Annotated in this window: 18 protein-coding genes; 10 read left to right on the top strand and 8 right to left on the bottom strand. The window is 66.3% G+C overall.

The window, feature by feature from the left end; genetic code table 11:
* The first annotated feature begins 4 nt into the window (after window positions 1–4).
* Both A8950_RS02880 and A8950_RS02875 read left to right on the top strand, forming a co-directional pair.
* Window positions 5–1,006, top strand: a complete 1,002-nt coding sequence (locus A8950_RS02880; protein WP_279513014.1) for an ABC transporter ATP-binding protein — start codon at window positions 5–7, stop codon at window positions 1,004–1,006.
* On the top strand, window positions 1,003–1,998 hold the full coding sequence (locus tag A8950_RS02875) for an ABC transporter ATP-binding protein (protein WP_133612104.1): 996 nt from the start codon (window positions 1,003–1,005) through the stop codon (window positions 1,996–1,998). Before A8950_RS02880 ends, A8950_RS02875 begins: the two co-directional genes overlap by 4 nt.
* 54 nt (window positions 1,999–2,052) lie before the next feature.
* Here the strand turns inward: A8950_RS02875 and A8950_RS02870 are convergent, their stop codons facing one another.
* Window positions 2,053–2,403 (bottom strand): hypothetical protein, encoded by a 351-nt coding sequence (locus A8950_RS02870; RefSeq protein ID WP_133612103.1) that lies wholly within the window; start codon window positions 2,401–2,403, stop codon window positions 2,053–2,055.
* Window positions 2,404–2,628: 225 nt separating this feature from the next.
* Here A8950_RS02870 and A8950_RS02865 point away from each other — a divergent pair, with 225 nt between their 5' ends.
* Window positions 2,629–3,135, top strand: a complete 507-nt coding sequence (locus A8950_RS02865) for a GNAT family N-acetyltransferase (protein ID WP_243735510.1) — start codon at window positions 2,629–2,631, stop codon at window positions 3,133–3,135.
* On the opposite strand, the gene A8950_RS02860 is transcribed toward A8950_RS02865, so the two are convergent.
* Window positions 3,132–3,380, bottom strand: a complete 249-nt coding sequence (locus A8950_RS02860; RefSeq protein ID WP_133612102.1) for a DUF2312 domain-containing protein — start codon at window positions 3,378–3,380, stop codon at window positions 3,132–3,134. The genes A8950_RS02865 and A8950_RS02860 overlap by 4 nt on opposite strands.
* Window positions 3,381–3,596: 216 nt before the next feature.
* On the opposite strand from A8950_RS02860, the gene A8950_RS02855 reads away from it, so the two are divergent.
* The 3 genes from A8950_RS02855 (at window position 3,597) to A8950_RS02845 (ending at window position 6,398) form a co-directional block, all read left to right on the top strand.
* Window positions 3,597–4,478: a DMT family transporter gene (locus A8950_RS02855; RefSeq protein WP_133612101.1), complete on the top strand. Its 882-nt coding sequence runs from the start codon at window positions 3,597–3,599 to the stop codon at window positions 4,476–4,478.
* A gap of 109 nt (window positions 4,479–4,587) precedes the next feature.
* The gene (locus tag A8950_RS02850; protein ID WP_133612100.1) at window positions 4,588–4,947 is read left to right on the top strand and encodes a hypothetical protein; all 360 of its coding nucleotides are present in this window, start codon (window positions 4,588–4,590) and stop codon (window positions 4,945–4,947) included.
* A complete protein-coding gene (locus tag A8950_RS02845; RefSeq protein WP_133612099.1) occupies window positions 4,944–6,398 on the top strand; it encodes a methyl-accepting chemotaxis protein in 1,455 nt (484 codons plus the stop codon). The genes A8950_RS02850 and A8950_RS02845 overlap by 4 nt, the downstream gene beginning before the upstream one ends.
* Window positions 6,399–6,435: 37 nt before the next feature.
* Here A8950_RS02845 and A8950_RS02840 read toward each other — a convergent pair whose 3' ends face one another.
* The gene (locus tag A8950_RS02840; RefSeq protein WP_133612098.1) at window positions 6,436–6,732 is read right to left on the bottom strand and encodes a DUF1244 domain-containing protein; all 297 of its coding nucleotides are present in this window, start codon (window positions 6,730–6,732) and stop codon (window positions 6,436–6,438) included.
* A gap of 6 nt (window positions 6,733–6,738) precedes the next feature.
* Window positions 6,739–7,527, bottom strand: a complete 789-nt coding sequence (locus A8950_RS02835; RefSeq protein WP_133612097.1) for an N-formylglutamate amidohydrolase — start codon at window positions 7,525–7,527, stop codon at window positions 6,739–6,741.
* 158 nt (window positions 7,528–7,685) lie between these two features.
* On the opposite strand from A8950_RS02835, the gene A8950_RS02830 reads away from it, so the two are divergent.
* Together A8950_RS02830 and pyk are read left to right on the top strand one after the other, a co-directional pair.
* A complete protein-coding gene (locus A8950_RS02830) occupies window positions 7,686–8,960 on the top strand; it encodes a glycerate kinase type-2 family protein (RefSeq protein WP_243735509.1) in 1,275 nt (424 codons plus the stop codon).
* Window positions 8,957–10,375: a pyruvate kinase gene (gene pyk, locus A8950_RS02825; protein WP_133612095.1), complete on the top strand. Its 1,419-nt coding sequence runs from the start codon at window positions 8,957–8,959 to the stop codon at window positions 10,373–10,375. Before A8950_RS02830 ends, pyk begins: the two co-directional genes overlap by 4 nt.
* 7 nt (window positions 10,376–10,382) lie before the next feature.
* On the opposite strand, the gene A8950_RS02820 is transcribed toward pyk, so the two are convergent.
* From A8950_RS02820 to A8950_RS02805, 4 genes are all read right to left on the bottom strand, one after another.
* Window positions 10,383–13,172, bottom strand: coding sequence for a DUF2339 domain-containing protein (locus A8950_RS02820; RefSeq protein WP_133612094.1), 2,790 nt, complete (start codon window positions 13,170–13,172; stop codon window positions 10,383–10,385).
* 165 nt (window positions 13,173–13,337) lie between these two features.
* Entirely contained in the window at window positions 13,338–13,931 is a 594-nt protein-coding gene (locus tag A8950_RS02815) for a tetratricopeptide repeat protein (protein WP_133612093.1), read from the bottom strand.
* 12 nt (window positions 13,932–13,943) lie between these two features.
* A complete protein-coding gene (locus A8950_RS02810) occupies window positions 13,944–15,629 on the bottom strand; it encodes a L,D-transpeptidase family protein (RefSeq protein ID WP_166644964.1) in 1,686 nt (561 codons plus the stop codon).
* A gap of 257 nt (window positions 15,630–15,886) precedes the next feature.
* The gene (locus A8950_RS02805) at window positions 15,887–17,893 is read right to left on the bottom strand and encodes a hydantoinase/oxoprolinase family protein (RefSeq protein ID WP_243735538.1); all 2,007 of its coding nucleotides are present in this window, start codon (window positions 17,891–17,893) and stop codon (window positions 15,887–15,889) included.
* A 387-nt stretch (window positions 17,894–18,280) separates the two neighbouring features.
* On the opposite strand from A8950_RS02805, the gene A8950_RS02800 reads away from it, so the two are divergent.
* Both A8950_RS02800 and A8950_RS02795 read left to right on the top strand, forming a co-directional pair.
* Window positions 18,281–19,621 (top strand): hypothetical protein, encoded by a 1,341-nt coding sequence (locus A8950_RS02800; RefSeq protein WP_133612090.1) that lies wholly within the window; start codon window positions 18,281–18,283, stop codon window positions 19,619–19,621.
* Window position 19,622: 1 nt separating this feature from the next.
* Complete coding sequence (locus A8950_RS02795; protein WP_133612089.1) at window positions 19,623–20,828, top strand: FecR family protein; 1,206 nt, start codon at window positions 19,623–19,625, stop codon at window positions 20,826–20,828.
* Window positions 20,829–20,836: the final 8 nt, after the last annotated feature.

The following is a 20,836-nucleotide window of genomic DNA, read 5'->3' as shown; positions in this document are numbered from 1 at the left end:
GGCGATGACAACACCGCAATTCTCCGCAATGGAGCCCGTGCTCGAGGTTGCCGGCCTCAATACCCTCTTCGCGACGCCCGAGGGCGATGTGCGTGCCGTCAGCGATGTGGCCTTCGCCATCGCCCGCGGTGAGACGCTGGGCATCGTCGGCGAATCCGGGTCCGGCAAGAGCCAGATCTTCATGTCGGTCATGGGTTTGCTGGCGCGCAACGGCCGCGCCAGCGGCTCGGTCAGGGTGACCGGCACGGAAATCCTCAATGCGCCGGTGGCCGAGCTCAATCGCGTGCGCGGCGCACGCATGTCGATGATCTTCCAGGACCCGATGACCTCGCTCAACCCCTACCTCACCGTGCGCCGGCAGATGACCGAGGTGCTGATGACGCATAAGGGGCTCGGCGAGGAGGCGGCGGCTCAGGCCTCGATCGAGATGCTGGAGCGCGTCCAGATTCCCGAGGCCGGGCGGCGCATCGGCATGTATCCGCACGAATTCTCGGGCGGCATGCGCCAACGTGTGATGATCGCCATGGCGCTGCTGTGCGGGCCGGAACTGCTGATCGCCGACGAGCCGACGACGGCCCTCGATGTGACCGTGCAGGCGCAGATCCTCGATCTCCTCATGCAGCTGAAGCGCGACACGGGCATGGCAATCGCCCTCATCACGCACGACCTCGGCGTCATCGCCGGACTCGCCGACCGCGTGATTGTGATGTATGGCGGCCGCATCGTCGAACAGGCGCCGGTGCGCGACATCTTCCGGCGGCCGCAGCATCCCTATACCGAGGGATTGCTGAAATCCATGCCGCGCCTCGACGAACATGGCGTCACCCGCCTGCAGACCATCGGCGGCCAGCCGCCCAATCTGCAGAACCTGCCGTCCGGCTGTGCCTTCCGCGACCGCTGTGCCTATGCCTTCGATCTTTGCGCCGCCGAACGCCCCGATCTGACCAGCCTCGGCGAGGGTCGCGCCAGGGCCTGTCACCTGCCGCAATTGGGAGAGGTCGCATGACGGCGCCGCTGCTTTCGGTCAACGACCTCAAGGTTCATTTCGAGATCGGCCGGCGCGGCCTGTTCGGCGGAGCACGGCATGTTCTGAAGGCGGTCGATGGCGTCTCCTTCGATCTGCGGCCGGGCGAGACCCTGGGCCTGGTGGGCGAATCCGGCTGCGGCAAGTCGACTCTCGGTCGCGCCATCCTGCGCCTGCTGCCGTTGCAGAGCGGCCGCACCGTCTGGCTCGGTCGCGATCTGGCGCGCCTCGCCCCGCGCGAGATGCGCGAGATGCGCCGCGAGATGCAGATCATCTTCCAGGACCCGCTGGCCTCGCTCAACCCGCGCATGACGGCGGGCGAGATCATCGCCGAGCCGCTGGTCACCTTCCGCCCGGAATTGAAACGGGCCGAGGTGAAGCAGCGGGTGCAGGCGATGATGGCCAAGGTCGGTCTGCTGCCCAACCAGATCAACCGCTACCCGCACGAATTCTCCGGCGGCCAGTGCCAGCGCATCGGCATCGCGCGCGCCATCATCAACGAGCCCAGGCTGATCGTCTGTGACGAGCCGGTCTCCGCCCTCGACGTCTCCATCCAGGCACAGATCATCAATCTGCTGATGGATCTGCAGGCCGAGATGGGCCTGTCGCTGATCTTCATCTCGCACAATCTCGCGGTCGTCCGGCATATCAGCCACCGGGTGATGGTGCTCTACCTCGGCAAGGTGATGGAAATCGCCGACCGGGATTCGCTCTATGCCAATCCACTGCACCCCTATACCCAGGCGCTGAATTCGGCAGTGCCTGTGCCGGATCCCGATATCGAACGGGCCAAGCCACGCGTGGTACTGAAAGGCGATCTGCCATCGCCGCTCAATCCGCCCTCCGGCTGTCCGTTCCGCACACGCTGCCCCAGGGCGACGCAGGTCTGTGCCGAGTGCATGCCGGCGCTGGAGCGGGCCGGCGCGGATCACATGGTCGCCTGCCACCATGCGGCAATGCCGGACCGGCCCTGATTTCCGCGTCGAACCCCGGGCGGCGCGGGCAGAAAAGCGGATATGGGGGCGGGCTCAGCTTCCCGCAAAGAGCGACAGGGCCTCGTCCCCGCGCCGGTCGGCGGCGCCGGGGTGGCCCTCGTCCGGGACCACTTCGTCGAAACAGGCATCGATCCCGGCTCGCATGTGGCGCAGTTCCTGCTCGCTGCAGATCTGCTCCAGGCGCGGCGCGGGCGCGGTCTCGATCGTCGCGGCGGGCATTCCGGCGGCGGTGAAATCGTCAAAGGCGACCAGAACCAGCGCCGCGAAGCCCGCCACGACCAGAAGATCGGTCGGCCCATAGCCGCGCGCGGCATGGCCGGCGGCGGCAAAATCGGCTGTATCGTCGGCGCCGGTTCGGCGCGGCAAGTCGTTCCAATGGTTCATTGCAATGCCTCCGGAGACTGGCCGGGCAACTGACGCCCGTTCCAGCCTTGTCGGGAAATTGGATTTTCTCGGCGCGCTATTGCACCGTATACGGAGGGAAATGGGCCGCGTATCAGGCGGATGCCAATTTTTCCGCGCGATAGCGACTATCGATAGGCATAATTGTCACATATAACCCGCCCTCCCGCGGGTGATCGCCACGAACGCTCGGACGGGTTTGCATTGATGGATATGCGCATCCGCGACTTCGCCGCCGGCGATGCCCCGCTATTGACCGAACTCTACCGGCGCTCGGTGACCGAATTGGCCAGCCGTCACTATGGACCGGCGCAGATTGCCGCCTGGGCGGCTCTGGCACCTACGGCGGCGCGCTTCGTCGAACTCGCCGGGGATGGGCGCCGGCGGCTGGTCGCCGTCGACCGGTCGGACCGGCCGCTGGCCTTTGCCGACCTGGAACCGGACGGCCATATCCATTTCTTCTATTGCGCCCCGGAGCGCGCCGGCACCGGCACCGCCGCACGGCTCTATGCCGCGCTGGAGGAGGTTGCGCGCCAATGGGGGCTGAGCCGCCTCCATGTCGAGGCCAGCGAAGCCGCCCGCCGCTTTTTCGAAAAACGGGGATTTGCCGTCACCGCCCGGCGCGATTTCGACCTCGGCGGGGTCGCGATCCACAATTATGCGGCCGAAAAGGCACTGGCCGAATCCGGCGGCGCCGCGAATTTCCCGGCTTAGGCCACCATGCCGACTGCGCGCATATAGATATCGAGCAGTTCTTCCTGCTCCTGACGGTCGTTTGGTTCCATTTTCCGCAGGCGGATGATCTGGCGCATGATCTTGGTGTCAAATCCGGTGCCCTTGGCCTCGGCATAGACTTCCTTGATGTCGCCGGCAATGGCCGCCTTTTCCTCCTCGAGGCGTTCGATTCGCTCGATAAAGGATTTGAGGTGGTCCGCAGCAATGCCGCCGGCATCGGCCATGGGAGGTCTCCGTCAGGTACAGGGGCGTCGGCCGCGGCCGACGAATCGAAGGTCGGACTCTAGCGGCGGGCGCCGGGCCGGACAAGGCGACACGACCTGTGGATAACGGGGATAGCGTGGCCATATTGCCAGCCAGGCGCATTCCGGGCAGAGTGCCGCCGCCGCGCACCGCCCGGCATCGCGCTTCTTGCGCCGGCGGCCTGTTTCGGGACCACCATGCCGTTCCACCATATCGCGCTTGCCGTGTTCATCCAGGTCCTCTGGGGGCCGGTCTATACGCTGGCAAAACCTGCCGTCGAAAACTGGTTCTCGCCGGTCATCCTGGTCACCTGCATCTATCTCATCGTCTCGCTCGTGCTCTCGCCACTGGTGCCGCGCGCGCAGACCGGGCGCAAGACACTGTTCCTGCTGGCGCTGTTCGGCTGCACCATCCAGAGCACGATGGTCTATTACGCCCTGCTGCTGTTGCCGGCCTCGACCGCCGTTCTGCTGATGCAGTTGCAATTGCCGGTGGGGGTCATCGCCTCCTGGTGCATGGGGCGTGACAAGCCGAACTGGAAGAACGGCATCGGCTCGCTGATCTGCCTTGCCGGCATCGTTATCGTCATCGGCATTCCCGAGGCGACCGCCGACTATCTGGGCATCGCCGCGATGCTGATCTGCGTGACTTCCTGGGCGATCGTCCAGGCGGTGATCCCGGTGGTCGCCAAGGACCAGGGCATGACGCTCTATGCCGCCATGGCACGGTATGCCGCGCCGCAGATGATTTTGGTGGCACTGGTGGTGGAGTGGGCTGCCCTCCCGGCCCTCGCCGCCATTCCGCCGCTTGGCTGGGCGGCGGTGCTCGGCATCGCCCTCTTCGGCTTCGCCCTGCCCTATTCGATCTGGTACTGGCTGCTGATGCGGCACCGGGCGGACGAGTTGCTGCCCTTCCTGCTGCTGATGCCGGTCTTCGGCGTCGCCGTCGCCGCCTGGCAATTGGGCGAGGCGCTGCCGCCCAGCCTGTTGCTGGGTGGCGCCATCATCCTGGCGGGGATCGGCATCGTCGTGTGGCGCGGCCGCCGCCGGGAAGGCATGAACGCGCCGCCAGCTGAATAGGATAATATTCCTCGGCATTTGGCCGGCATTGTTAACAATCCCTTTGCCACCCGGCGTTAAACTTGGCGCCGGCGCGAGACGTAGCGGCGCTGTGGTGGCGAGGCGGAAAATGGCCCAACAGGTGACCTGGCGATGCTGGCTGCCGGCGATGCTGCTGGCACTGGCCGGCGTGATTGCGCTGGCTGTGGCCAGCCTCTGGCCGCATCGCGCCGACATTGCCAACCGGCCGTTGGCCGTCTTCGCCTGGAACCAGGATGCCATCGGCATCGTGGTGGCGGCCGGCGGGCGGATCGTCCGGCCCGGTGGCGTGCCGGGCTCGGTCATCGCCATTGCCGATGATCCTGAAATTCTCGCCAATCTCTACCGGTCCGGCGCGTTCCTCGTGCTGCGCGCCGATACCGCGGTCGGCTGCACCGACAGCCGCCCGACGCCAACCAGGCCGGAAAGGCCGTCAGGGGAACTTTCATGAATGCACTCCACCAATTGCAGGACCGGGCGGCGCGGCTGCTCGGCCTCTACATCTGCCTCCACCTGCCCCTAGTCGCCGCACTGGAATGGTATGTTCGCGGCACAATCGGCATCGTCACCGCGCTGGGCGCGATCCTGGTGGTCCTGACGGCGGTGATGACATGGGTCGGCACCGGTCCCGCGCGACGCCTGTTCCTGTCGGTGTCCCTGGTACTGATGGTGGGCGTGCTGGTGGCGGGTCTGCAGGGCCATCCCTGGCAGATCGACATGCATATGTATTTCTTCGCCGCGCTGGCCATGCTGATCGCCTTCTGCGATTGGCGGGCATTGCTGGCGGCGACCGTCGTCATAGCGCTGCACCACCTGGTGCTCAACTTCGTACTGCCGCTCGCCGTCTTCCCGGACGGCGCGGATTTCGGCCGAGTCGTGTTCCATGCGGTGATCGTGCTGATCGAGGCGGGCGTGCTGATCTGGGCCGCGCATTACCTTGCGGTAACGCTGGCGCGCAGCGGCGAGGCCCTCGACGAGGCCGAGGAAGCGAAGCGCGCCGCCGAGGCCGCGGCGGCACAGGAGCGCGAGACCGAGCGCAACGCCAAGGAAGCGCAGCGTGCCCTGCTGACCCGCATTGCCAGCGAATTCGAGCGGGCGGTCCAGTCGGTGATCGATCAGGTGACTGCCGGCACCGGCAAGGCGGCCACCATCGCCGACGGATTGACCCATGTCGCCAGCACCAGCGCCGACAAGGCCGCACGCGCGGCCGAAGCCTCCTCGGCCAGTTCGGGCGACGCCCAGGCCATTGCCGCCGCGGCCGAGGAACTGACTGCGTCGGTGGGCGAAATCCAGCGCCAGGCGCAGCGCTCCAGCGACATCACGTCGCGCGCCGTGCAGCAGGCCGGTGAAACCACGAAATCAGTCGCCGAACTGACCGAAGCGGCGCAGAAGATCGGCGACATCGTGCATCTCATCAACGACATCGCCAGTCAGACCAACCTGCTGGCGCTCAATGCCACGATCGAGGCGGCACGCGCCGGCGAGGCCGGCAAGGGCTTCGCCGTAGTGGCCGGCGAAGTGAAATCGCTGGCCGGCCAGACGGCGCGGGCCACCGACGAGATCAGCACGCAGATCGCCGCGATCCAGTCCGCGACCACCAAATCGGTCGATGCCATCCGCACGATCAGCGAGATCATCGGCGAGATCAGCAGCATCTCGCAGGAGATCAACGCCTCGGTGGAACAGCAGAACACGGCGACGCGCGAGATCGCCGGTTCGGCGCACAATGTGTCGCAGCGGACCGGGACGACCAGCGAGATGATCGCTGGCGTTCAGGATGCGGCGCGCGAAACCGGCGCCAATGCCGGCGAAATGTCGGCCGCGGTCCAGCAATTGCTGGCGCAGTCACGGCATCTGCAGGACGAGGTACAAAAATTCATCCGCTCCCTGCCCACGGACTGATGATCTGATTGGCGGGGCGTTCGCCGCCGGCCGGCGCTCAATGCGCCGGTTTGGCCTGCTCGAAGGCGGCCTTCTGATCGGCGCTCGCTTCCTTCTGGTACTTCGCCTTCCATTCGTCATACGGCATGCCATAGACGGTCTGGCGCGCCTGCGGGTCGCTCATCGGGACGCCTCGTTCCTCGGCGGCGGCGCGGTACCATTTGGCAAGGCAGTTGCGGCAGAAGCCGGCAAGATTCATCAAGTCGATGTTCTGCACATCCTTGCGCTCGTCGAGATGCTGCAGCAACCGGCGAAAGGCGGCAGCTTCCAGTTCGGTGCGGGTCTTGTCGTCCATGATGTCTCACTCCCGAAGGCGGTGGAGGGCGGAATCGGCGAGAACGGCGGGCAGGACCTGAAGCAGCTTGCCCGCCCACAGCGCCACGCCGTCGTCATCTGATATGAGGTCCTGGCGGATTTCGATCAAGGCATGGGCAAGGCGGCGCACCTCGCCATGGGCGACGACGGAATAACCATGCTCGTCGCGGCCCGAATAGGGCTCGTTGTCGCCGACGCAGACATCAGGCAGTTGCGCCAGGGCCGCCATCAACGGCACGGGCAGGCGCGGATCCCGGTTCCACAGGACGCCGAAATGCCAGGGGCGCCGGAAGCCGTTCATCACTGGCGTGAAACTGTGCAGCGAGAGCAGCACGGGCACCTGCCCCGCCGCCAGTTTCGCGTCCAGGGTGGCAGCGACCGCCCCGTGATAGGGCCGGAAAATCTCGTCGGCGCGGGCCGCCCGCTGCGCCGGGTCAAGACCGCGATTGCCGGGTATCGGGATCCGGTCCGATTCCTGCGCGATCGAGGTGGGATCGTCGAGGCGGCGGTTGCAGTCGATCACCAGGCGCGAATAGCCGGCGAGCACCGCGGGCGCGTCCAGTTCCCGCGCCAGGGTCGCGGCCGTCCTGGCAATGCCGATATCCCAGGCGATGTGCTGGTCGCGCACCGCCGGCGGCAGGCCGAGATCGCCGAGGACCTGCGGTATGGCGCGCCCCGCATGGTCGCAGATGATAACCAGCGGCGCCCGCCCGCCTGGGTTGAGCACGGAATAGGGTGCCGGGTCGCCGGGAAGCAGTAGGGTCTCGGATGCCATGATCGGAAGACTGACGGTTCGTGGGCCGGCGCAGCATAATGGCTCGTCATGCCCCTGTCATGTACCCCGCCGCGAATGGGCGCATTGTGGTCGCCCGCTTGCTTGACCGGCCGCACCCCCGTTTCTACTGTGCCGGCAGTGTCCAGGGGAATGCCACCGTGTCCGGAAAACAAACCGATTTGTTGCGGCAGATCTTCACCGCCGCCATCACCGCGGTCGATCCGCTGCGCGTCCTGAAGGACCACCTGCCGGAGCCGCCGAAGGGCCGCACCATCGTGCTGGGTGCGGGCAAGGCGGCTGCGGCCATGGCCAAGGCGGTCGAGGAGAACTGGCGGGGCCGCATCGATGACGGTCTGGTCGTCACCCGCTATGGTCATGGCCTGCCCTGCCGCCACATCGAGGTGGTCGAGGCGGCGCATCCCGTGCCGGACGCCAAGGGCCAGGAAGCAGCCCAGCGCATCCTCGCCAAGGTGCAGGGCCTGACCGCCGACGATCTTGTCCTTTGCCTCATCTCCGGCGGCGGGTCGGCCATCATGACAATCCCGGGCGCGGGTCTCACCCTTGCCGACAAGCAGGCGGTCAACAAGGCTCTGCTCAAATCCGGCGCCAACATTGCCGAGATGAACTGCGTGCGCAAGCACCTCTCGGCCATCAAGGGCGGACGTCTTGCCGCCGCCGCTTTTCCAGCACGGGTTGTCAGCCTGCTGATCTCCGATGTGCCGGGGGATGACCCTTCCGTTATCGCCTCGGGTCCCACGGTCGCAGACCCGACGACGCGGGAGGATGCCCTCGCCGTACTGAAGAAATACCGCATCGAGGCACCGGCGGCGGTGCTCGATCGCCTGAACGACCCGGCCTGCGAGACGCCAAAACCAGGCGATCCCCGTCTGGCGCTGAGCGAGACGCGCATGCTGGGCACGCCGCAGAAGGCGCTGGAGGCCGCCGCCGCGGCGGCAAATGCTGCCGGTTATACGCCGCTCATACTGGGCGACCTCGAGGGCGAGGCGCGCGATGTCGCCCTGGTCCATGCCGGCATCGCCCGCCAGGTGGCACGCCACGGCCAGCCGGGCGCAGCGCCGCTGGCCCTCATCTCCGGCGGCGAGACCACGGTCACCGTGCGTGGTCAGGGGCGCGGCGGGCGCAATGCAGAATTCCTGCTGGCCCTCGCCGTCGCCCTCGACGGCCATCCCGGCATTCACGCCGCGGCCGGCGACACCGACGGGATCGACGGGACCGAGGACAATGCCGGCGCCCTGCTGACACCCGATTCGATCGCCCGTGCCGCCATTAAGGGCTTGAGTGCCAAGGCCATGCTGGCGAACAATGACGGCTATGGCTTCTTTGCCGGCCTGGGCGATCTCATCGTCACCGGGCCGACCCGGACCAATATCAACGACATCCGCATCATCCTCATCGACAAGGCAGGCTCATGAGACGACAGCGCAAGGCCAAGATTCTGGCGACCCTGGGTCCGGCCAGTTCGTCCCGCGCCGAAATCGAGGCACTGTTCCTGGCCGGCGCCGATGTTTTCCGCCTCAATTTTTCCCATGGCAGCCATGCCGATCATGCCGCGCGCTATGAAACGATCCGCGCCATCGAGGCCGATACCAAGCGCCCGATCGGCGTTCTCATGGACCTGCAGGGACCGAAGCTCCGCGTCGGGCAGTTTGCCGAGGGGCATGTCACGCTGACGGCCGGGCAGAAGTTCCGCTTCGACCTCGACAAGGCGCCGGGCGATGCCAAGCGCGCGCCCCTGCCCCATCCCGAAATCCTTGGTGCCCTGCGCCCCGGCGTTGCCCTGCTGCTCGATGACGGCAAGCTCCGCATGCGCGTGCGCAAGGCCAGCAAGGAAGCCTGCGAATGCGACGTCGAGGTGGGCGGCCGCCTGTCCGATCGCAAGGGCGTTAACGTGCCGGACGTGGTGCTGCCCTTGTCGCCGCTGACCAAGAAGGATCGCGAGGACCTGCGTTTTGGTCTCGAACTTGGCGTCGACTGGGTGGCGCTATCCTTTGTACAGCGGCCCGAAGACATCGCCGAGGCCAGGAAGCTGATCCAGGGCCGCGCCCGCATCATCGCCAAACTGGAGAAGCCGGCCGCCATCGAGCGCCTGGACGAGATCGTGGAACTTTCCGACGCCGTCATGGTGGCGCGCGGCGACCTCGGCGTCGAGATGCCGGCCGAGGACGTCCCCAGCCTGCAGAAGCGTATCATCCAGGCCTGCCGCCAGGCCGGCAAGCCCGTCGTCGTGGCGACACAGATGCTGGATTCGATGGTTAGTTCGCCGACGCCGACCCGCGCCGAGGCATCCGACGTGGCGACCGCGGTCTATGACGGGGCCGACGCCGTCATGCTGTCGGCCGAGACGGCCAGCGGCAAGTATCCGCTGGAAACCGTCACCATCATGAACCGCATCATTGAGCGGGTGGAGCGGGACCCCTTCTATCGCCGCATCCTGGAAGCACAGCGACTGGAGCCGGAAGCTACCGGCGCCGATGCGATCAGTGCCGCCGCGGCCCAGGTCGCCCACACCCTTTCCGCCGCCGCGATCGTCAGCTACACGACCTCGGGGTCGACCGGGCTGCGCGTCGCCCGCGAGCGACCGGAAGTGCCGATCCTCTGCCTCACCTCGCAGCTCGAGACGGCACGCAACATGGCCCTCGTCTGGGGCACGCATTGCGTGGTGACCCCGGAACTGAAGCGTTTCTCGGAGATGGCCGAAAAGGCCTGCCGCATTGCGCTGCGCGAGGAATTCGCCCGGGTGGGCGAGCGCATCATCATCACGGCGGGCGTGCCCTTGGGCACCCCAGGCTCGACCAACATCCTGCGCTTCGCCTTTATCGAGGAATGAGCGCTGCTTACACCGCGTCGCGGCGCCTGAAGACCACCCGCTGGTAGAAGAGGCCGATACCGATGAGGGCCACGCCGAGGCCGAGGAACGAGGCGACACGGTAGAGCCCGGTCAGGTCCGAGGCATCGATCAGCCCCACCTTGAGCACAGTCAGCAGCACCATGCCGGCCGAGGCATAGCGCAGCGCCTGGACGCGCAGCCTCACGCCAAGACCGAGAAGCGCGATGCCATAGAGCGTCCAGGCCGCCGAATAACCGTAGAGCTCGGCATCGGTGACCGGGCGGAACATGAGCGAGATCTCGCCGCCATGGGCCATCTGCCGCACCCAGAGCGAGATGCAGACGAAGCCGAGAAAAAGGCCGAAGCCGCCCGCCGCCGGATAGCCGAGTGATGCCGCCTTGCCAAGATTGGGTCGCTGCTGCAGCGCCCGCGCCAGTCCCAGCATCAGCAGGGCCGAAAGGCCATAGATGAGGCCGATCCGGTTGAGGAGCGGCGTCTCGCCGACATGGATCGGCGCGAACAGCGGCATCTCGAGGAAGAGCGGATTGACCAGCAGCCACAACGCTGCGATCGCCGCCATCGTGATACCGGCACGATGCAGCACCGGCGCCTGCCGCCTGTCGCCGATGATAAGCAGAAGATGCGCGGCGACCAGCCAGACCACAGCCTGCAGCCCATGGGCAAGATAGGCCGGATCGCGCACGTCGATATTGTAGCAGAAGTGTTCGACCTCGAGGGCGATGAGCAGGAAGCCGAGGATGGCAGCGCCGGCCTGCAGGGCCTTGCGCAGTTTCTGCTCGGGCGTATGAGTCAGCTGCCAGGCGGTCACCACGAAGCCCAGCAGAGGTATGCCGAGGCCGTAGAGCAGCCAGTTGAAGATGAGCGTATCGCCGGCCGTCCTGATCGACCAGATCTGCCCGGACCACAGGATGCCGCAGACGATCAGGCCGATACCGACCCAGATGGCGCGCCGGAGCCAGGCGATGTCGAGCCGGTTGGCCACCCAGGCGATGATCGGTAGCTGCAGCGACCAGGCGATGGCGGTCCAGGTCGCTTCCAGCTGCATCGGAATGGCAAGGGCGATAAAGCCGGAGACGGCAAGGCAATGCACCGCGAAGGCATCGACATAACGCGGCTCGGCGCGGCGCAATGCGTCGAGACGCTGCGCCAGGCCGAAATGGATCGCTGCGAGCAACACCGCGACGATCGGCCAGGAAACGACAAGGGATGTCTCGCGCAGCTGCCAATAGGCGGCACCGAAGACGAAGGCAGCGCCAAGCGCGGAGAGCATCGCCCAGCGCGTCGGCCGCGCGGCACCAAAGATGAAGTACCAGCCGCCCATCAGCATCGCGCCGCCATGGATGAGGCCCACGCCGATCATCTCGCCCGTCCGGTCGAGCACGGGCGAATCCGGAATGAAATCACCTGCCGGCAGCCAGGCAAAGGGCCACCACAGCGCATAGGCGAGGACGAGGATACCGTTGGCGACATAGGCCGGCACATCCTCGCCGGTCCAGCGCCGCGCCACGACCAGATGGCCGAGCGCCAGCGCCAGCGCGAAGAACCAGTCGGTGAGTGCATAGCCGGCGGCGTTGAGCCAGAGCGCCATCACCGCCATGGCGGCGATCGAGGTCGTCCGCGTGGTCCAGATCATCGCCTGGGAGCGCGCGACGCCACCCAGACTCTGCATCGCCCAGATGGCGGCAGCCGAGGTCGCGATCAGGAACAGCGGCAGGGACCAGGTGCCGAAGGCGCTGCCACCCCAGCTGTAGTCGAAAATCGCCAGCAGGCCCCAGAGCAGGCCGCCACCATTGGCGATCGCCGCCTGGTACCACCAGCCGCGCCGCTTCAACAGCACCAGCGCGCCCAATTGCAGCAGGAACAGATAGACGAAGAGGATCGGCCAGTTGCCGCTGCCGGTCGAGACGATGAAGGGCGTCAGAAAGCCGCCAGCAAAGGCGACCACGCCGACGAAGGGTCCGTCGCGCAGGGCGAGCGCCAGGGCGGCGAAGGTGAGCGCCGCCAGCACAGCAAAGGCCAGCAGCGGCGGAATCAGGTCATAGAGGGCAACACCGGCGAAGATCGCGGCATAGAAGACGGCGACTGAAGCTGCCGACAGTGCCTGGGTGAGGTTGTTGGATTGCCGGCGCATCCATTGCGCCACACCCAGCAGGACGAAGCCGAACAGGATGCCAAGGCCGACGCGCACGCCCGGCGAGAGCCAGCCCTGCTCGATCGAATGCTTGACCAGGAAGATGCCGGCGAGTGCCAGGGCGATGCCGCCCAGCCAGCCATAGACCCGGCCGCCGAGGCGACCCTCGAGATCCCGCCCCGGCGCCGATGGTGCCGCCGCAACTGCCCCGATCGCTGGCTCCGCATTCGTGGGCTCCGGTACTGTTTCTTCCGACACCGGTTCCGGCACTGGTTCCGGTTCTGGCAGTGAAACAGCCTCCCGTTCTGGCGCGGCGTCGGAGACAGTCGTTTCGCCGGCAGCCGACGCCGGGACAGTCGCTTCGGCAGCCATGGTTGCAGCCGGTTCGGCGGCGACCGCGGCAGCATCGGCCGGCGCCGTTGCCGCTTCCTGGCCCGGCGCATTGCGCAGATTGGCGATCTGCTGGCGCAGCGCCAGGACCTCGCCCTTGAGACCGGTGACACGCCGCCAGTTGATGATCGCCATCACCGGCATCACCAGCATCAGGAAGATGCCGGCGAAGAAGGCAATGAGTATGCCGATGACCTCGAAGAACTCGTCCATGATCCGCCTGCGGTCTGCCTGTCCGGGATTTCCGTAGCTCATGCTAGCACGCTCCCGAGTCGTGCCCAGGACCGTTGCCGCGAGAGTGATTCACATCGGGAGACTTGCGCCGGTTGGTCGCCGGCGGTGCGTGACCGGTTCACACCTGCCGGATTGGCCGGCCAATTAGCAGCCGGCCAGGTTGCGGCTGGCCTCGTTGGGGGCGGCCTAGTTGCGGCTGGGCTGCCAGGCGTTGACAAGCGCGCTGGCGCGCGCCTGTTCCTCGGGCGTCAGTTCCGCCCCCACCGTATTGGCAATGGCGAGTGCATCCTGGTTGCCCTGGCGGGCACCGAGAGCCGCATAGAGGAAGCTCTGCACCAGATCCTTCGGCACGCCCTGGCCGTGATAGAAGCGTTGCGCCATGGCAAGCTGCGCTTCCGCCATGTTCTGGCTTGCGGCTCGCAGGAGGTAATAGGACGCCTTCATCTCGTCCGCGGCGACGCCATAGCCGGCTGCATACATGTTGCCGATCTGGTAGCGGGCCCGGGCATTGCCGCCTTCGGCGGCGCGTTCCAGCCACAGGGCAGCCTGGGCGGGATCCACCGCCACACCCTGGCCGCTCAGATACATCTGGCCGATCGCGGCCTGGGCCGAGGCCTGGCCGGCTTCCGCCAGCGGCAGGAATTCGCGGAACGCAGTCTCGTAATCACCGGCCTGATAGGCCTTGAGGCCGGCATTGCCATCGGCCAGCGCCGCTGCCGGCAGGGTCATGGCGGCAGCAACCGCACCGGCGCGGACCAGGCGTTTCAATGTCTCGTGCATGCTGGCCCTCGCTCAATCCCGGTTGAAGGCCGCAGGCGCCTCGCCCTGGCCCATCGCCAGCAAGACGGTCACCTCGGCCGACAGCGCCGGCAAGCGGTCATAGCCATAAGCATCCTTGCGGAACTGCATGACGCCGTCCTCGTCGACCCAGGCTGTCATATAGGTGATGTGGACCGGCAACGGGTTGGCGACCTTCACCAGCGTGGTCTTGCCGGTCTTGATCACGGCATCGATGCGGGCGCGGTCCCAGTCCGGCGTCTGCTGCAGCATGAATTCGGCGAGGTCGATCGGCTTCTCGGTGCGCACGCAGCCCGAACTAAAGTAGCGGTCCTGCTTGGCGAACAGGCTGACCGTAGGCGTGCCGTGCAGGAACACCGCATGGTCGTTCTCGAAATCAAACTTGACCGGGCCCAGCGCGTTCTCCGGACCCGGCGCCTGGCGCAGGGTATAGGGGAAATTGCCGGGGCCTACCTCGAACCAGTTGATCGACTGCGCGCTCACCACATTGCCGCTGCTGTCATAGATGGTGAAGCCGTGGGAATCGAGGAAGTTGGGATCCTTCCGCTGGCGCTTCACCTCGTCGATCGCGGCGATCTTGTAGGGCGCGGTCCAGTCGGGGTTGAGCTTTACCGTGTGGATGACCGAGGACAGGGTCGGCGACTTGCGCTCGATGCGACCGAAGATTGCCTTGGTATGGAAGGCCACCTTGCCGTCCTCGATCACCTTGACTTCCTGCGAGGGAATGTTGGCGATGAGATGGCGCGGTTCGAAAACGGGGCCTTCCTCGCGCATGCGCTCGAGGTTAAGCAGCACCTGGCGCAGGCGCTTCTCCGCGCTGACATTGAGCTCCTCCAGCGTGCGGCCGCCGATGATGCCGTCATCCAGCAGACCGTGATTGCGCTGGAAGGTTTCGACCGCGGCAACCAGCTTTGCGTCATAGAGGTTGGGATCGGCCGGCGCCTGAGCGTCCTGCGGCGCCAACTCGCCGGTCACTGTCAGGCGCTGGCGCAGGACGGCAACGGCCGGGTTGGACTGGCCCGGTTCCAGCTTCTTCACCGACGGCACCTCGGGCCAGCCGCCTGCCTGGTAACGCGCGACATGGGTTGGCATCCGGTCGAGCAGCGCCCAGAAGCGGTAATAGCCGGGAAGCTGCCGATCGACATAGGTCTTGGCGTCAAGGGTCGCCGCATCGGCCAGCACCTTGGCGCCGCGCTGGTCGTCGTCGCCGAGGATCGTGGTGGCATCGACCGCCGTACCGACCAGGATCGCGGCCAGCAGCGCCTCGGCCCTGGCCTGGCTCGCGGTGTCGCTGGGCGACGGCATCTGGTCGAGTGCCGCCGCAATCTCGGCCGACAGTTTGAGGCCGGCCTTGGCGGCAACGGCAAGGCGCGCACGCAGCTTGAGACCGAGATCGGTGAACCCGGTCGGTGTCGTAAAAAGGGCGCGATTGCCGTTCTCGGCATAGTGGTTGAGCAGGCCTGGCCAGTCGACCGGCAGCGGGTCGAACATCGGCGCCCGCGCAAGTTCGGTCAGCGCTTCATCGATCCCGGCCACTGGCGCGGCGTCCGGCCCGGGCAAAACCTCGGTCGCTTCGCCGGCAGAACGTTCCTGGAGAAAACCGTCATTGTCGCGTTCGGCAGCCGCAAATGTGGCGCCAAAACTGGTCCCGACCACCACCAGGGCGATCAGGCTCGTCATTCGGGTGCAACGCATCATTCTTGATTCATCCCATAAGGCCCTGCGCCGCCGCCTGTCGCGGTGGCGCTCCGTCGTCCCCTGCTGGATATAGAAGCAGGAAAGCGGCGTCACCGCCAGAGGTCCCGGCCTGTGATCAGCGTCATGTGACATGTGTCACAACACCGGCGCGCCTACAGCCCGGCCATTTCTTGGATATGGGGCGCCGTTCAGCAGGCAGCAAGGGCCAGCCGGCAGCACGGATCAGCCGGCAACAGCGGTCAGCCGGCAGCGAGGGCGGGGCGGCCGAAGGCGGTCACCGCCACCTGGGACTCCATGAAGATGCGCATGCCCCCCGGTTGCTCGAACACCTTGTCGTCGCGCTCGTGCTTGAACTCGATATCCGCGGCGCCGGCCCGGCGTGCCAGCGTGCCGGCCTCGCCCTGGGCGATGTCGCGGGCATGGGCCACGGCGGCCTCGAGATCGGTGAAATCCCTGAGGCCTTCCGGCAGATGGGTACGATAGATGCCGTCATTCGGCTGGGTGATGGTGACGACCACGCGTTGCAGAATGCCGCCGGCGACCGCACCCACGGCATTCGACACATCGGCATGGGGCGGGATGATGAGCTCGGTACGCAACCGCCTCGCAATTTCACCGTAATAGGCGCCGACCGGCGCGCCGATCGCGACCAGCGGGAATTTGAGGCGCAATGCCGTGTCAATCAGCGCCTGCGGATCCTGCCGCGCCTTCAGGGATTGCTCGACCAGATAGCGGCCGAGAACGCCCCAATGCGCGCCCTCGATTCCAGCCTGGTCCGCCAGCGCCGTTTCCAGGATCACGTGGCCGGATTGCCTGACCACCTGCTCGATCACGTCCTGCGCCAGCGCCTCGGCATCCTTGGGCGGTACCCAGCCGCCATAGATGGCACGGCGCAGGAACAGCTCGGCGCCGATCTGCGCCGCCTCCCGGTTCCAGTTCGCCTGCAGCCCCAGCACATGCGCCGCATCCGAGGGGGTGAGGCCGCTGATGATGACGAGGCCGCGATCGACCAGGCGCGCGAGGTTCCGGCCCGTGGCCGGACTGAAGACCAGTTCGGCGAGCGGCACCGGCCCGTCGGCCAGCGCCTCCCACACCTTCGCCTGGCCGTCGGACAGGCCCTCCGCCCCGGTGTCGAGCGGCCGCTGCCTCAGCGCAAACTGACCGCGATAGGCCATCATCTCGTCGCTGGCGAGCTGCGCCTTCAGCACATCCAGCATCTTCGGATAGAGCTGGCAGAGCAGGCTGAGCGGCACCACGCGGCGCGGCCCCACCGTGAAACCGATGCTCTCGTCGACGCGCACCTCGGAATCACCGCCGAGGCCGTAGGTATGGACCGCCACCGCTTCCACCATGGTGCGCCACCCGCCGACCACGGCGCCTTCCTTGTTGAGCACCGGCCTTCCGTCGCGCAGCATGGCGATATCGGTCGTCGTGCCGCCCATGTCGGAGACCATCACGTTGTCGGCGCCGCACAGATGCCGGGCGCCGACCAGACTTGCCGCCGGGCCGGAAAGGATCGTCTCGACCGGGCAGGTCAGCGCCACCTGCTGGTCGATCAGCGATCCGTCGCCCTTCACCACCATCAGCGGCGCCCTGATGCCTTTGGCCTCGAGCAGGCCGGATACGGCCCGGATCAGTTGCTGCAGTTGCGGGATCAGGCGCGCGTTCAGCGCCACCGTGAGGGCGCGGCGCGGCGCATCCAGCTTCGAAGTCAGTTCGTGCCCGCAGGTCACCGGTCGGTCGGTCATCTCGTGGATAAGCTTGCGCACCGCGATCTCATGCGCCGGATTGCGCACCGAGAAATAACCGGAGACCGCAAAGGCGGCGACCTTGGGCGCATGGGTTTCGATCGCCTTGCGCACGGCAGCGAGGTCAAGGGGCGCCTGCTCGTCACCCGAGGGCTTGTGGCCACCAGCCACAAAGATCACCGGATCGGTACCCAGCGCCTGCTTGAGCCCCGCCCGCTCCAGCGCCTTCACGTCATAGCCAAGGAGGATCAGGCAGATGGGCGCTCCATGCGCCTCGACGATGGCATTGGTGGCCAGCGTCGTCGACATCGAGACCAGCGCGATTTCGCCAGCCCGCACGCCGGCCGGCAGATACTGCAGCACGCCATCCATGGCGCCTTCCAGGCCGATCGCGAGGTCATGCTTGGTGGTTAGGGATTTGGCGGTCTTGAGAACGCCTTTGGCCGGATCGAACAGGACGGCGTCGGTATAGGTGCCGCCGGTATCCAGGCCGAGCATAATGGGCACGATGTTTCCTCGGAAAAGACGATGCAAAAGACGGAGTACGGCACTCGGGAATTTTGCCACGGTATGGCGTGGAAAGGTCCGGCGGGTCAAGCGGGACTGCGCCGCCCCATGGCGCGTTCCGGCCAATCCCCCGCCAAAAGCGCACCGCCCGGATTCTCGACCAGTTCATCAGTCGGATCAGGGGGATGCGGGTTGCGCAAAGAGCCGCTACTATGCCGGAGCGGCGGCGCTGCGGCGCGGTCGGGGGCCGATTCGGGCGGGGGACGACTCCCGGAAAGGGTCCAAAACGGCAAATAGGGGAACAAAATGGATTTGCGACGACCGCACCGCGGCTCGGACCGGTCCGCTGGCCGGATGGGAGAGCGGATCGGCGGCCAGATGACAATCATAGGCGCCAGCCTGATCGTCCTGCTGCTGGCCAGCATTGGCGCCGACCACGCCGCCGCCCAGGGGAGTGCCCAGGGGGATGTTCTGCCGGCTGGCGACAACGTCAGCTATGACCAGGTCCTGGAGGATCCCGACAATATCGAACTCGGCTACCGCTACGCGCTGACGCAAATCCGCCGCGACGACCTGCTCGGTGCCTCGGCCACGCTCGATCGCCTGATTCTGCTGGCGCCCGGCGAACCCAATATCCGGGCTCTTCGCGCAATCGTGCTCTACCGCCTCGACAACCTGCGCGAGGCGGAGAAAGAGTTCGACGACATCCTCGCCCTCGACATCGACCCCGTCCTGCGCAGCAATATCGAGCGCTACGCGGCCGAGCTCGGCCGCCGCAACCAGCAGACCCGGATGAGCCTGCTGACCTCGTTCGGCTATCAATACGACACCAACCGCTCCGGTGCCCCGAATTCAGGCCGGCTGCGCACCTTTCTCGGCACGTTCGATGTTGCGCCGGACGGGCGCAAGGAGGACGATCACAGCCTCACCGGCTTCACCCGCTTCACGATCGAGCATGACCTGCCGACGCAGGAGCGGCATTCGCTGTTCGGTTCGCTCAGCCTCTATGCCGCCGACCAGTTCCAGCTCGACGATTACGATACCTACGATATCGGCGCCGAGATCGGCGGCCGCTTTGAATTTGGCCAGGTCTTCCTGACACCCAATCTTTCCTACGACCACCTGATCCTCGGCGATGAGAGCTACCTCGACAGCATTGTCGCCGGCCTGCGCGCCGATCACCGCCTCAACGATCCGGTCAATCTCTGGGCCCGCGCCGATATCGCCTATCTCGATTATCGCAACACGGCTCAATATCCGACCGGCGACCTGCAATCCGGCGGTGACGTGGCGGCGACCATCGGCACCGATCTCTATTTCGGCAGCAGCCACCGCCTGACCGTCAGTGCCGGCTACGGCCGCTTCAATGCCGATGTGGAGTGGGAGAGCTACCAGGGACCGCAGCTGGGACTCAACCATACCTGGCTGCTCGGCGACGGCGCCTTCCTGATGACCGGTCTTTCGGGCGAATATCAGGACTATGACATGGCCGATCCGGTCACCGGCCTTGCGTCGCGCCATGACTGGGTCTACCGCGCCCGCACCACCCTTGGCGTGCCGGTCCAGACCCTGTTCATGGCGGAGGAATGGCCGGCCGCCCTGGCCGGGCTGACAATGTCGATCTATGGCGAGTATTATCGGGCGGATTCCAATATCACCAATTACGACTATGACAATGTCAGGGCCGGGGCGACATTGAGCAAGAGATGGGAGTTCTGAAATGAACAGGTACATTTCCGGCACCGCCGTTTCAGCCCTGGCCCTGGTCCTGGCCGGTCCCGCCCTTGCCGACATCGGCACCCCGGCAGGGGTCGCGGGTGCGGTCAGCGGCTCGGTCGGGCTAACCTCGCCGGCAAAGCAGATCGTGACACCGGTCGCCGTCCGATCGGGCGACGGCATTGTCATGGGCGACAATCTCGCCACCGGCGCGGACTCGCGCCTGCAGGTCATGCTGCTGGATGAGTCCGCCATCACCCTGGGGCCGGATGCCGAGCTGACAATCGACGAATTCGTGTTCGATCCCGCCAATACCAACCAGGATCTGCTGGCCGCGACCCTGCTCAAGGGCGCCTTTCGCCTGGTGACCGGCGGCGTCGCCCGCCAGAACCCGGACGGCACCACGCTGAACCTGCCGAATGCCGTCCTCACCATCCGCGGCACGACCGTGATCGGCGCCTGCGCCACCAGTTGCGTCGTCGCCCTGGCCGGCTCGGGCGAGGCGAATTCGGCCGGCAAGAAACCGAGCACCGCGACCATCCGGACGCCGAAGGGCGAAGCGACGCTGAAACGCGCCGGCTTCTATGTCGAGATCGATGCCGACGGCAACATTTCGCCACCCGCGCGCCTGACGGAGGCGGTCGAGGAACGTTTTGCCACGCTCTTTCCGCGCATTGATGCCCCGGGCGCGCTGCAGCGCGCGGCCTTCGTGCCACAGGGGCGCGGCCTGCTCGAGCAGTCGGGCCAGCCGGCGCAGGAGGGCCGCCCCCTCGCCGTCAACCAGCACGAATTCGAGAGGGCCGATCAGCTCGACGGCAACGACCTGTTCGAAATGACCACCAATCTGCCGCTGCATCGCCTCAGGTATCAAAGCGGCGCCATCGGCTTTTCCGGCGGCTCGGGTGACGGCGACTATTTCGTCACCTATAACCTCGACCTCGCCAGTCGCAGCTTCAGCGGCAGCGTTTTCGTCGACCACCAGGACAACGGCTTTCAAACCACGATTCCGCTGTTGCACGACCCCTTCCAGCAGGGACTTTCGCTCAACGAGAAGGGATTCGTGCTGGACCCGACGCTTCCCAACGATGTGTTCGATTTCAGCTACACGATCGGCACCGGCGGCATCGAGACCACGTTCAACTACGACGAGGACGGGCCGGGTACGGCGCCGCCTTCGACCGGCAGCGGCACCGTCCCTGTCGTACCCTAGACCAACCA

Source organism: Dongia mobilis (genome assembly GCF_004363235.1).
In the GTDB taxonomy this organism is placed as follows: domain Bacteria; phylum Pseudomonadota; class Alphaproteobacteria; order Dongiales; family Dongiaceae; genus Dongia; species Dongia mobilis.
The sequence above is the reverse complement of the archived record's forward strand: the minus strand, read 5'-3'. Positions and strand labels throughout refer to the sequence as shown.

Excerpts from the sequence above, each read along its gene's own strand:
- A8950_RS02880 (WP_279513014.1), top strand. The coding sequence starts at position 5 with ATGACAACACCGCAATTCTCCGCAATGGAGCCCGTGCTCGAGGTTGCC.
- A8950_RS02875 (WP_133612104.1), top strand. The coding sequence starts at position 1,003 with ATGACGGCGCCGCTGCTTTCGGTCAACGACCTCAAGGTTCATTTCGAG.
- A8950_RS02870 (WP_133612103.1), bottom strand. The coding sequence starts at position 2,403 with ATGAACCATTGGAACGACTTGCCGCGCCGAACCGGCGCCGACGATACA.
- A8950_RS02865 (WP_243735510.1), top strand. The coding sequence starts at position 2,629 with ATGGATATGCGCATCCGCGACTTCGCCGCCGGCGATGCCCCGCTATTG.
- A8950_RS02860 (WP_133612102.1), bottom strand. The coding sequence starts at position 3,380 with ATGGCCGATGCCGGCGGCATTGCTGCGGACCACCTCAAATCCTTTATC.
- A8950_RS02855 (WP_133612101.1), top strand. The coding sequence starts at position 3,597 with ATGCCGTTCCACCATATCGCGCTTGCCGTGTTCATCCAGGTCCTCTGG.
- A8950_RS02850 (WP_133612100.1), top strand. The coding sequence starts at position 4,588 with ATGGCCCAACAGGTGACCTGGCGATGCTGGCTGCCGGCGATGCTGCTG.
- A8950_RS02845 (WP_133612099.1), top strand. The coding sequence starts at position 4,944 with ATGAATGCACTCCACCAATTGCAGGACCGGGCGGCGCGGCTGCTCGGC.
- A8950_RS02840 (WP_133612098.1), bottom strand. The coding sequence starts at position 6,732 with ATGGACGACAAGACCCGCACCGAACTGGAAGCTGCCGCCTTTCGCCGG.
- A8950_RS02835 (WP_133612097.1), bottom strand. The coding sequence starts at position 7,527 with ATGGCATCCGAGACCCTACTGCTTCCCGGCGACCCGGCACCCTATTCC.
- pyk (WP_133612095.1), top strand. The coding sequence starts at position 8,957 with ATGAGACGACAGCGCAAGGCCAAGATTCTGGCGACCCTGGGTCCGGCC.
- A8950_RS02820 (WP_133612094.1), bottom strand. The coding sequence starts at position 13,172 with ATGAGCTACGGAAATCCCGGACAGGCAGACCGCAGGCGGATCATGGAC.
- A8950_RS02815 (WP_133612093.1), bottom strand. The coding sequence starts at position 13,931 with ATGCACGAGACATTGAAACGCCTGGTCCGCGCCGGTGCGGTTGCTGCC.
- A8950_RS02810 (WP_166644964.1), bottom strand. The coding sequence starts at position 15,629 with ATGACGAGCCTGATCGCCCTGGTGGTGGTCGGGACCAGTTTTGGCGCC.
- A8950_RS02805 (WP_243735538.1), bottom strand. The coding sequence starts at position 17,893 with ATGCTCGGCCTGGATACCGGCGGCACCTATACCGACGCCGTCCTGTTC.
- A8950_RS02800 (WP_133612090.1), top strand. The coding sequence starts at position 18,281 with ATGACAATCATAGGCGCCAGCCTGATCGTCCTGCTGCTGGCCAGCATT.
- A8950_RS02795 (WP_133612089.1), top strand. The coding sequence starts at position 19,623 with ATGAACAGGTACATTTCCGGCACCGCCGTTTCAGCCCTGGCCCTGGTC.